Here is an 11533-nt window from a genome sequence, read left to right as displayed (position 1 = left end):
GGGCGTTGTTTTACTTGCGGTCTTGAATGGGCACAAACGCCAGGTCTTCGGGCCCGGTGTAGTTCGCGCTCGGCCGGATGATTTTGTTGTCGATGCGCTGCTCGATGATGTGCGCCGCCCAGCCACTGGTGCGTGCAATGACGAACAGCGGTGTGAACATGGCGGTGGGCACACCCATCATGTGGTAGCTCACGGCGCTGAACCAGTCGAGGTTGGGGAACATCTTTTTCACCTCCCACATCACCGATTCCAGCCGCTCGGCAATGTCGAACATCTTGGTGCTGCCCGCCTCGTGCGACAGGCTGCGCGCCACGCCCTTGATGACGACGTTGCGCGGGTCGCTCACGGTGTAGACCGGGTGGCCGAAGCCGATCACGACCTCTTTGGCCTCCACGCGGCGGCGGATGTCGGCCTCGGCCTCGTCGGGGCTGTCGTAACGCTTCTGGATCTCGAAGGCCACCTCGTTCGCGCCGCCATGCTTGGGGCCGCGCAGCGCACCGATGGCGCCGGTGATGGCCGAATACATGTCGCTGCCCGTGCCTGCCACCACGCGGGCGGTGAAGGTGGAGGCATTGAACTCATGCTCTGCATACAGGTTGAGCGAGGTGTGCATGGCGCGCTCCCAGGCCGCGCTGGGTGGGGTGCCGTGCAGCAGGTGCAAAAAGTGCGCGCCGATGGAGTCGTCGTCCGTCTCCACCTCGATGCGGCGGCCCGAGCTTGCCCAGTGGTACCAGTAGAGCAGCATGGAGCCCAGTGATGCCATCAACCGGTCGGCAATGTCACGTGCGCCGGGCAGGTTGTGGTCGTCCTTCTCGGGCAGCGCGCAGCCCAGGGCCGAGACCCCCGTGCGCATCACGTCCATGGGGTGGCTGGCGGCGGGCAGTTGCTCCAGCGCCTGCTTGACCGACAGTGGCAGGCCACGCAGGGCCTTGAGCTTGGCCTTGTAGGCACGCAGTTCGGCGCGCGTGGGCAGCTTGCCGTGCACCAGCAGGTGGGCGATTTCTTCAAACTCGCAGACCTCGGCAATGTCCAGGATGTCGTAGCCCCGGTAGTGCAAATCATTGCCCGTGCGGCCCACCGTGCACAGGGCGGTGTTACCCGCCGTCACGCCCGACAGGGCCACGGATTTCTTGGGCTTGAAGCCCGGGGTTTCAACGGTGGTGGTCATGGGGTCTCCTGGTTTGCATATGCGCTGGTGATGGCAGCGGGGCGGCCTTTGCCATCCACCGCCACCATTTCAAAAATTCCCTTCAGCACCTCATCGGGTGGCGAGCCCAGCGTGGCGGCCAGGCCAGTCACGCATACGGTGAGCGAGCTGCGCCCGATGCGGGTGACCCAGGCGCGCAGCGTGAGCACATGGCCCACGGGCACGGGGGCCAGAAAACGCACATCGGTCACGCCCGCCATCACCACGTCGAGCGCTGCGGCGCCGCGTGCCGCCAGAAACGCCGCCTTGGCCATGAGCTGCAGGGCGTTGCCACCAAACAGCGTGCCGTAGTGGTTGGCTTCGGCGGGGAAGACGATTTCCGTCAGCTCGACGGTGCCTTGAGGGGTTGTCATGCTTCGCAATTTACGCACAATGTCACCCCTCGGTAAGGGCTGAATTGGCGAATGATTGCGAAGGTGGCATCTGTGATTTGCAAAGTTTGCGAATTATTTGCAGATTGGTTTTGCGAACGAATGGCACGACCCCACAGCGAAAGAAACGATGAAAAAAACCTTTATGGGCGTGCGCCTGCGCCGCCTGCGCGAAGAACGCGGCATGACCCAGGTGGCGCTGGCGCGTGCGCTGGACCTGTCGGCCAGCTACCTGAACCAGCTGGAGCAGAACCAGCGCCCGCTCACCGTGCCGGTGCTGCTCAAGATCAACGCCGTGTTCGGCGTGGATGTGCAGCGGTTCTCCGACGATGACGAGGCGCGCCTCATCACCGGCCTGCGCGAGGTGCTGGCCGACCTGCCTGCGGGAGTGGGCGGGGAGGGCGCGGGCGATGCCGTGTCTCTGGCTGAGATCCGCGAGCTGGCCGCCGGCATGCCCGCCGTGGCGCGCACGCTGCTCGCGCTGCACCAGCGCCACCGCCAGGCGCTCGAACGCCTGGCCGCCCTGGGCAATGACCGGGGCGGCGAGGGCGCCATGGCCCACCACCCGCCCATGGCCTATGAAGAAGTGCGCGACTTCTTCTTTGCACGCCAGAACCACATTGCCGAGCTGGACGACGCTGCGGAGCGGTGCGCCGCCGACTGGGGCCTGCTGCCCGGCCGTGCGGACGAGGCGCTGGCCCAGCGCCTGCTCGCAGCCCATGGCGTGCGGGTGGTGGACGTGGCCGACCTGCCGGGGCAGGCGCAGCGCGTGTTCCAGGCCGACACCGGCGTGCTGCAACTGGCCGTGGGGCTGGAGCGGGGGCAGCGGGCGTTTCAGATGGCGACGCAGCTGGCGTTTCTGGAGCAAGGCGCCGAGCTGCAGCGGTTGGCCGATGGAGCAGGCCTGTCCAGCGACCAGGCCCGTTCGCTGGCACGCATTGGCCTGGCCAACTATTTTGCAGGGGCACTGGTACTGCCCTACACGGCCTTTTTGCGGGCCGCAGAGGCTGCACATTACGACATCGACCAGCTGGGCCAGCAGTTTGGCGTGGGGTTCGAGACCGTGTGCCACCGCCTGTCCACCCTGCAGCGGCCCAGCGCGCGGGGTGTGCCGTTCTTCTTCATCCGGGTGGACCGCGCGGGCAACATCAGCAAGCGGCAGTCGGCCACCCACTTTCACTTCAGCAAGATCGGCGGCACCTGCCCGCTGTGGAATGTGTACGAGGCCTTTGCCCAGCCGGGCCGCACCGTGCCGCAGGTGGCGCGCATGCCCGACGGGCGTGTCTACTTGTGGGTGGCGCGCACGGTGTCGCGCAGCGGGGGCGGGTGGGGGGCGCCAGGCAAGGAGTTCTCGGTGGCGCTGGGCTGCGACATCCGCCACGCGCCGCAACTGGTGTATTCACGGGGGCTGGACCTGGCCAACCCCGAAGCCGCCGTGCCCATTGGCATGGGCTGCAAGGTGTGCGAGCGTGACGCCTGCCCGCAGCGCGCGTTTCCGCCCATCGGCCGCGCGCTGGACGTGAACGAAAACCGCAGCCGGTTCGCGCCGTACCCGGTGGCGCCGCCACCCGCCGCTCGGTCCGGGGCGTGACTGGCCGGTCATGAAATATGCTCATCATTTCATAGCTTGCAAGGCATGTCGCTGTGGCGCTGGAGGCACTTTTTTCTTAAATTTTTCGCTGTAACCAGATGTTGGCCCCACAGGGGCAGGATTGCCGCTATCCTGCGCAATTCCCATGCTGCCCGGCCGGATGTCTGGCGGGTAGCGCAAAGGTGCGTCTCTGACTTCTTTCACCCCGTCCCCGCAGGTTGCCCAGGCACTCCCAAGCCGCTATCGGCATTGGGTGGCAGGCGTGGGCGTGGCCGTCCTGGGGCTGCTGATGAGTCTTTGGCTCGCGCAGCACCAGGCCGCGTCGATGGCGCAGATCGAGGAAGCCCGCTTTACCCAGGAAACGCGCGCGTTCTCCGAGGCGCTGAGCCAGCGCATTGCCGGACACACCGAGGTCGTCAACGGCCTGCGTGGTCTGTTCACCGCCAACCCCCGCTTGTCGCGCCTGGACTTTGAACGTGCCGCCAGCGAGATGGAGGTAGGCCAGCGCTACCCCGGCGTGCGCAATCTGTCTTTCACGCGCTGGGTGCCGGGGCGCGACAGGGAGGCCTACGAGGCCCGCGTGCGGGCCGACACCTCGATGTCACCCGAAGGCTTCCCCCAGTTCAAGATTCACCCGCCTGGCGAGCGTGCCGAGTATTTCGTGGCCGAGTACCTCTGGCCTCTGTTTGGCAACGAGAGCGTGCTGGGGCTGGACATCAGCGCCCAGCCCACGAACCTGGCGGCCATGCGCTACAGCCGTGATAGCGGGCAGACCGTGGTGTCCGCCCCGTTTGACCTGCTGCAGGAAAGCGCGCACCGCGCGGGCATCGTCATCCGTGTGCCGGTGTTCGACCCCACGGCGGGCACGGCAGAGCAGCGTTTTGTGGGGGCGGTGGCCTCCACGCTGCGGGTCTATGACCTGGTACAGGGGCTTGGCAGCCAGGGGTTCCTGAATGGGATCGCCGTCTCCATGGTGGACCTGGGGCCCATACGCACCGACTCGAATGACACCGCCGTGCGCACCCTGCTGGAGCCGACGGCCCAGGGCCTGCCCGGCGCACAGCCCCTGGTGCGCGAGCTGGCGGTGCATGACCGGCGCTGGCAGCTCACCTTCTACCCGACCCGGTCGTTCCTGACCGCGTCCGAAACGCGCTTGCCCTGGCTGGCGGGGCTGGCTGCTGCGCTGGTGTCGTTGCTGCTGGCTTCCACCGTGGCCCTGCTGGTGCGCCAGCGCACCCTGGCACTGGTGCGTGCCCAGCTGTCCGACGAGGCGCGGCGCGAGAGCGAAGAACGGTTTCGCGCGCTCTTCAACCAGGCCACCGTGGGCGTCGCCCAGGTGGATTCATCCACCGGCCAGTTCGTGCGCGTCAACCAGCGCTACGCTGACATCCTGGGCTACACCCCGCAGGAGCTGGTGGGCATGACCTTTCAGAGCCTCACCCACCCGGACGACCTGGCGGCGGACCTGGCCCATGCCCGACGGCTGCAGAGCGGCGATGTGCCCGAATACCGGCTGGAAAAACGCTACATCCACAAGGACGGACACGAGGTCTGGGGCGACTTGACGGTGTCGTCGATGTGGACGTCGGGCTCCGCACCCGGCTACCACATTGCCGTGGTGCAGGACATCACCGGGCGCAAGCGCATGGAAGAAAATCTGCGCGCCAATGAACAGCGTCTGCGCAGCATCCTGGAGCGCCTGCCCATGGGCCTGTGCCTGGTGCAGGACGATGGGCTCATCAGTTTCCGCAACAAGCGCTATGTCCAGATTTGCGGCTACACCCAGGAGGAGGTGCCCGACACCGACACCTGGTGGCAGCGCGCCTACCCTGATGCTGCGGAGCGTGATGCGATTCGCCAAAGGCTGCTGGACGCCAAGCACCTGGGTGTGATCCCGTTGGCCGAGTACACGATCTGTTGCGCGGATGGCAAGTACAAGCCGGTCGAGATATCGGGCATCTTTGTCGACGGGGGTCGCCTGATCACGATGGAGGACCTGAGCCAGCGCAAGGCCGCCGAGGAAGAGATCAACCAGCTGGCCTACTACGACCCGCTCACCCGGCTGCCCAACCGCCGCCTGCTCATGGACCGGCTGCAGCAGGCGCTGGCCACCAGCGCGCGCCACCACCGCAGCGGCGCGTTGCTGATGCTCGACCTGGACAACTTCAAGACCGTCAACGAGACCCGCGGCCACGACCGGGGCGATGCCTTGCTGCTGCAGGTGGCACACCGCCTGCGCAGCTGCGTGCATGAGGACGACACCGTGGCCCGCCAGGGCGGCGATGAATTTGTCGTGGTGCTGGAAGACCTGGGCGACAGCCCCGAGGAAGCCGCCGCGCGCGCCGAAGACGTGGGCCAGCGCATTCTGGGGGTGCTGCGCCAGCCCTACCAGATCGATGGCGACGCACACCACAGCTCGCTGAGCATGGGTGTCACCCTCTACAGCGGCACGCGCGAGACGGTGGACGAACTGCTCAAGCGCGCCGACCTGGCGCTGTACCAGGCCAAGAATGCAGGGCGCGACACCTTGCGCTTTTATGACCCCCAGATGCAGGCCGTGGTCAGCGCCCGCGCCACGCTCGAGCTGGACATGCGGGTGGGCCTGGCCCAGGGCCAGTTCGAGCTGTACTACCAGCCCCAGATCGACCATGGCCGCATCACCGGGGCCGAGGCGTTGCTGCGCTGGCGGCACCCGCGCGATGGTTTCATATCGCCCGCACATTTCATCCCGCTGGCCGAAGAAACCGGCCTGATCCTGCCGCTGGGCGAGTGGGTGCTGCAGGCGGCCTGCCGTCGCTTGGCGGCCTGGGCCCAGCAGCCCGAGCTGGCCTTGCTGAGCCTGGCGGTCAACGTGAGCCCACGGCAGTTCCACCAGACCGGCTTTGTCGCCCAGGTGCTGGCGGCGCTGGCGGGCGCGGGGGCCGACGGCCACCAGCTCAAGCTGGAGATGACCGAAGGCCTGCTGCTGCAGGACGTGGAGGACACCATCGACAAGATGGGCCAGCTCAAGGGGTACGGCGTGGGCTTCTCGCTCGACGACTTCGGCACCGGCTATTCGTCGCTGAGTTACCTCAAGCGGCTGCCGCTGGACCAGCTCAAGATCGACCAGAGCTTTGTGCGCGACGTACTCACCGACCCCAACGACGCAGCGATTGCGCGCACCGTGGTGGCGCTGGGCACCAGCCTAGGCCTGCGCGTGATTGCCGAGGGCGTGGAGACCGAGGCGCAGCGCGAGTTTCTAGAGCGTCACCACTGCCACGCCTGGCAGGGCTACCTGCTCAGTCCCGCCGTGGCGGTGGACGAGTTCGAGGCGCTGGTACGCCGCACCAATGGTGCACTGGACGGGAGCCTTTGATGACGCCAGGCCCGCGCCGGGTGCAGGTGGCTGCGGGCAGTGTCTGGGAGGCAATGCGGGAACGGAGATTCTTTTGGAAACCCTTTGCGCCCGCAGGCTGGCTGAGCCACCTATGATGCAGGCGCCTGTTCGCCGCCACCTCCATGTTTTTCAAGAAGCACTCGCCGCCCGCACCCATGCCCCTGGCGCCATCGACGCAGGACTTTGACGCGCAGCGCGAACGCTCGGTGATTGCCGAGATGCTGCTCAAGCGCTCCGCCAAGCTGATCCTGGGGCGCAGCGAGCTGGAGATCATTCGCGGGGTGTGCCAAGCCATCGTGGATGTCACGTCTCATGTACGCCTGGCCTGGACCTGGTTTGGCCCGACCGACACGCACACCATACGCCCCCAGGTGTACGCAGGCCCGGCGGCCGCCTATGCCGAGTCGCTGAACATCGAGCGCAACCTGCTCACCCGCATCGGCCCAGCGTTTGCCACGCTGGACGGTAAGGCTGCAGGCCCCTTCACGGTGTCGCAGTTCTCACCGTTTGGCCCCTGGCGCGAGGCGGCGCGCCACCACGGCATTCACCATGTGCTGGCCTTGCCCATTGCCTCCACCTTCAATGGCTACAGCGGCATCTTTGTGCTGTATGCCGACCGTGATGGCTACTTTGACGAGGTCGGCGTGAGCCTGTTTGCCGGGCTGGCCGAGCTGTTCGGCTCGCTCATGACCGTGGCCGCCGAGCGCCAGGAGCTGCAGCGCGCCGCTTACCACGATGCGCTCACCGGGCTGCTCAACCGCCATGCGGTGGACCTGATCGACCGGCGCGTGTACCGCGCCTCGCTGTTCGAGCCTGCCTCGACCATCCTGCTGCTGGACCTGGACCGTTTCAAGAGCATCAATGACCGTTTTGGCCACGACGCCGGCGACCAGGCGCTGCAGGCCGTGGCCCGGGTGCTGGCCGATGCGCTGCGGCGCGGCGACGAGATCATTCGCTGGGGCGGCGAGGAGTTTCTGGTCTGCTTGCCGCAGACCGCGCTGCCCGACGCGCTGAAGGTGGCCGAGAAACTGCGCCGCGCGGTGGAGGGCATCACCGAGCCCGAGCAGCTCACCGTGTCGATCGGCGCCTGTGAGATCGCTGCGCTCCAGCATCTGCCCCAGGCCGTGGCCCGAGCTGACGAGGCCCTGTTCCAGGCCAAGTCGGGCGGGCGTAACCAGGTGTGTGTGCTGCCATAAGGCGGGTGGTTTTGGGTTGTCAATTTTGATAGCAAACAAACCATGTTGCACTAGCGCATCAGGCGGTTTTTGCTCGATTTTTTGGTAGAGAGCACCCCCAGGCCCCCCTGGCGACCGCAGGGCCACGGAGCCGGGCAGGCGGCGCGGTATCATTCCGGCCTTGCCCACACCCGGCCCTGCCGGTGTGTTTTACGCCGGGACTGCGCACCGGCGCCCTGGTTGACCCCCGCGTCCCTCCTGCCTTTATCCGCCATCTGATCCGTGCGTCTTACCTCGATCAAGCTCTCCGGCTTCAAGTCGTTCGCTGAACCCACCAACTTCATGCTGCCCGGGCAACTGGTCGGCGTGGTGGGCCCCAACGGCTGCGGCAAGTCCAACATCATGGATGCGGTGCGTTGGGTGCTGGGCGAGAGCAAGGCCAGCGAGCTGCGCGGCGAGAGCATGCAGGACGTGATCTTCAGCGGCACCACCACCCGCAAGCAGGCCAGCCGCGCGAGTGTGGAGCTGGTGTTCGACAACTCCGACCACCGCGCGGGCGGCCAGTGGGGCCAATACGGTGAGGTGGCCGTGCGCCGCGTGCTCACGCGCGACGGCACCAGCAGCTACTACCTGAACAACCAGCCCGTGCGCCGCCGCGACGTGCAGGACGTGTTCCTGGGCACGGGCCTGGGGCCCCGCGCCTACGCCATCATCGGCCAGGGCACCATCAGCCGCATCATCGAAAGCCGCCCCGAGGAACTGCGCCTGTTCCTCGAAGAGGCCGCCGGGGTCTCCAAGTACAAGGAGCGCCGCCGCGAGACCGAAAACCGCCTCTCGGACACGCGCGAGAACCTCACGCGGGTCGAGGACATCCTGCGCGAGCTGAACGCCAACCTCGAAAAGCTCGAAAAGCAGGCCGAGGTGGCTGCCAAATACAACACGCTGCACGCAGACGCGACGCTCAAGCAGCACCAGCAATGGTTCTTGAAGCGGGCCGAGGCCGAAGAGCAGCAGAACAAGGTGCGCCTCGATGGTCTGCAGGCCGTGAACGACCTCGAATCGCGCATGGCCGACCTGCGCGCCGTCGAGTCCGACCTTGAAACCATCCGCCAGGCCCACTACGCTGCGGGCGACCAGGTCAACCAGGCCCAGGGCCGGCTGTATGAAGCCACGGCCGAGGTCGGCAAGCTCGAAGCAGAGATCCGCTATGTGGTCGAAGGCCGCCAGCGCGTAGAGCAACGTCTGGTGCAGCTGGCCGAGCAGATCGCCCAGTGGCAGGCCCGCAAGGAAGACGCCGATGTGGAGCTGGAAAACCTGGCCGGTGCGGGCGTGGATGCTGAAGAGCGTGCCGAACTGCTGGCCGCCCAGGTGGAAGAGCAGGCCATGCAGCTGCCCGACCTGGAAGACGCCCTGCGCCAGGCGCAAAGCCGCACGGCCGAGCAGCGCAGCAGCGTGGTGCAGGTGCAGCAGCAGATTGGCGTGCTGGCCGCCGAGCAGCGCAGCTTTGACGAACAAAGCCGCCAGCTCGACGCCCGCTTTGAGCGCCTGCGCACCGACCGCAATGCGCTGGCCGCGCCCGACGAAGCCCGCTTGACCAACCTGCGCGAGCAACTCGAAGAAGCGCAGGAGATCGCTGAAACCACCGAGGCCCGCCTGCACGAGCTGCAGGAATCCGTGCCCCAGCTCGACGACGACCGCCGCGCCCGCCAGCAGGCCGTGAATACCGAAAGCGCGCGCCAGGCCGAGCTGTCGGCCCGCATGGAGGCCCTGAAGGCCCTGCAGGAAAAGGTCAAGACCGACGGCAAACTGCGCCCGTGGCTCGCCAAGCACGGCCTCGATGGCCTGCAAGGCCTGTGGAGCCGCATCCACATCGAACCCGGCTGGGAAAACGCGCTCGAAGCTGCGTTGCGCGAGCGCCTGGCGGCGCTGGAAGTCGGGCGCCTCGACATGGTGCGTGGCTTCCTGGGCTCGGGCGGCAATGACGCACCGCCCGCGCGGCTGGCCTTCTACAGCGCCCCCGCTGCGGGTCACCCCGAAACATCGTCGCCCCATGCCCGCCTGTCCGACTTGCTGCGCCTGAATGATGCGGGCCTGCGTGCCGTGTTGGTGGACTGGTTACAGGGTTGCTACACCGCGCCCACGCTGGACGAAGCCCTGGCCCGCCGCAGCACGCTACAGCCCGGCGAAGTGGTGTTTGTGCCCACAGGCCATGCGGTCAGCGCCCACAGCGTGAGCTTTTATGCGCAGGACTCCGAACAGTCCGGCATGCTGGCCCGCGCGCAAGAGATCGAACACCTCGAAAAAGAACTGCGCGCCCAGGCCCTGATTGCCGAAGAGTCGCGCACCGCCCTGGTCCGCGCCGAGGCCGCCTATGCCGACGCCTCGCAGCGCCTGGTGGCCGCCCGCCGCGAAGCCACCGAAACCCAGAGCCGTGCGCACGAGCTGCAGGTGGAGACCCTGCGCCTGACGCAACTCGCCGAGCAGACCCGCGCGCGCAGCGCACAGATCGACGGCGACCTGGCCGAGGTCGAAGCCCAGCTGGCCGACCTGCAAGAGCGCCGCGTGGCCGCCGAGGCACGCTTTGAAGAGCTGGACATGCAACTGGCCGACAGCCAGGAGCGCGAGGCCCAGCTGGGCGACAAGGTGATCGAGGCCGAACGCAAGCTCACCGCGTGCCGCGAACAGCAGCGCACGCTGGAGCGCCAGGCGCAAGAAGCCACGTTTTCACAGCGCAGCATGGAGGCGCGCCGGGGCGAGTTGAACCGCTCCATCGAAACCGCCACCCAGCAGGCCAAGGCACTGGCCGACGAAGAGCAGCGCGCGCGCGACGAACTCGCCCGCCTGTCCGATGCCGCCGCGCAGGGCGGTCTGCAGGCCGCGCTAGAAGTGAAGATGGAGCGCGAGAAGGCCCTGGGTGCCCAGCGCAGCGAATACGACGACCTGACCACCAAGCTGCGCGCCAGTGATGAACGCCGCATGCAGCTGGAGCGCGCGCTCGACCCGCTGCGCCAGCGCATCACCGAATTCCAGCTCAAGGAACAGGCCGCGCGCCTGGGCCTGGAGCAGTACACCACCTTGCTCCAAGACGCCCAGGCCGATCTCGAAGCCGTGGCCCGCTCCATTGAGGAGGGCAATGTGCGCATCGGTGGCCTGCAAAGCGAAATTGATCGCCTGCACCGCGAGATCACGGCGCTGGGCGCCGTCAACCTGGCCGCGCTGGATGAACTCAAGCTGGCCAGCGAGCGCAAGGTATTCCTCGATGCGCAGACCGCCGACCTGACCGAGGCCATGAACACGCTCGAAGACGCGATCCGCAAGATCGATGGTGAGACGCGCCAGCTGCTGTCGGGCACCTTTGACACTGTGAACGCGCACTTTGGCCGCATGTTCCCCGAGCTGTTCGGCGGCGGCCAGGCCAAGCTCATCATCACCGGCGACGAAATTCTGGATTCGGGCGTGCAGGTGATGGCGCAGCCGCCCGGCAAGAAGAACCAGACCATCCACCTGCTGTCAGGCGGTGAAAAGGCCCTCACGGCCATCGCGCTGGTGTTTGCCATCTTCCAGCTCAACCCCGCGCCGTTCTGCCTGCTGGACGAGGTGGACGCGCCGCTGGACGACGCCAACACCGAACGTTATGCCAAGCTGGTGTCCAGCATGAGCAAGGGCACGCAGTTTTTGTTCATCAGCCACAACAAGATCGCGATGGAAATGGCCGAGCAACTGATCGGCGTGACCATGCAGGAGCAGGGCGTGTCGCGCATCGTGGCAGTGGACATGGAGTCCGCTTTGTCGATGGTGGACGCTTGAACCCAT

At 66.8% G+C, this 11533-nt stretch carries 6 protein-coding genes; 4 read left to right on the top strand and 2 right to left on the bottom strand.

What is annotated here, in order from left to right:
• Positions 1-10: 10 nt before the first annotated feature.
• A complete protein-coding gene (gene prpC / locus ASD94_RS15940; protein WP_056644717.1) occupies positions 11-1168 on the bottom strand; it encodes a 2-methylcitrate synthase in 1158 nt (385 codons plus the stop codon).
• Positions 1165-1560: an acyl-CoA thioesterase gene (locus tag ASD94_RS15935; protein WP_056644715.1), complete on the bottom strand. Its 396-nt coding sequence runs from the start codon at positions 1558-1560 to the stop codon at positions 1165-1167. The genes prpC and ASD94_RS15935 overlap by 4 nt, the downstream gene beginning before the upstream one ends.
• Before the next feature lie 148 nt (positions 1561-1708).
• Between ASD94_RS15935 and ASD94_RS15930 the strand changes: the two genes are divergently transcribed.
• The 4 genes from ASD94_RS15930 to smc all read left to right on the top strand — a co-directional run bounded on the left by ASD94_RS15930 (position 1709) and on the right by smc (position 11527).
• Entirely contained in the window at positions 1709-3169 is a 1461-nt protein-coding gene (locus ASD94_RS15930) for a short-chain fatty acyl-CoA regulator family protein (protein ID WP_056645090.1), read from the top strand.
• A 289-nt stretch (positions 3170-3458) separates the two neighbouring features.
• On the top strand, positions 3459-6524 hold the full coding sequence (locus ASD94_RS15925; protein ID WP_235510684.1) for an EAL domain-containing protein: 3066 nt from the start codon (positions 3459-3461) through the stop codon (positions 6522-6524).
• Positions 6525-6667: 143 nt separating this feature from the next.
• Entirely contained in the window at positions 6668-7741 is a 1074-nt protein-coding gene (locus ASD94_RS15920; protein ID WP_056644708.1) for a diguanylate cyclase, read from the top strand.
• 261 nt (positions 7742-8002) lie between these two features.
• Positions 8003-11527, top strand: a complete 3525-nt coding sequence (gene smc, locus ASD94_RS15915) for a chromosome segregation protein SMC (RefSeq protein ID WP_056644705.1) — start codon at positions 8003-8005, stop codon at positions 11525-11527.
• Positions 11528-11533 lie beyond the last annotated feature (6 nt).

This window comes from Acidovorax sp. Root70, assembly GCF_001428225.1.
Lineage (GTDB): Bacteria > Pseudomonadota > Gammaproteobacteria > Burkholderiales > Burkholderiaceae_C > Acidovorax.
The sequence above is the reverse complement of the archived record's forward strand: the minus strand, read 5'-3'. Positions and strand labels throughout refer to the sequence as shown.

What these genes read in the sequence shown, in the direction of transcription:
- prpC (WP_056644717.1), bottom strand. Translation starts at nt 1,168, where the DNA reads ATGACCACCACCGTTGAAACCCCGGGCTTCAAGCCCAAGAAATCCGTG.
- ASD94_RS15935 (WP_056644715.1), bottom strand. Translation starts at nt 1,560, where the DNA reads ATGACAACCCCTCAAGGCACCGTCGAGCTGACGGAAATCGTCTTCCCC.
- ASD94_RS15930 (WP_056645090.1), top strand. Translation starts at nt 1,709, where the DNA reads ATGAAAAAAACCTTTATGGGCGTGCGCCTGCGCCGCCTGCGCGAAGAA.
- ASD94_RS15925 (WP_235510684.1), top strand. Translation starts at nt 3,459, where the DNA reads ATGAGTCTTTGGCTCGCGCAGCACCAGGCCGCGTCGATGGCGCAGATC.
- ASD94_RS15920 (WP_056644708.1), top strand. Translation starts at nt 6,668, where the DNA reads ATGTTTTTCAAGAAGCACTCGCCGCCCGCACCCATGCCCCTGGCGCCA.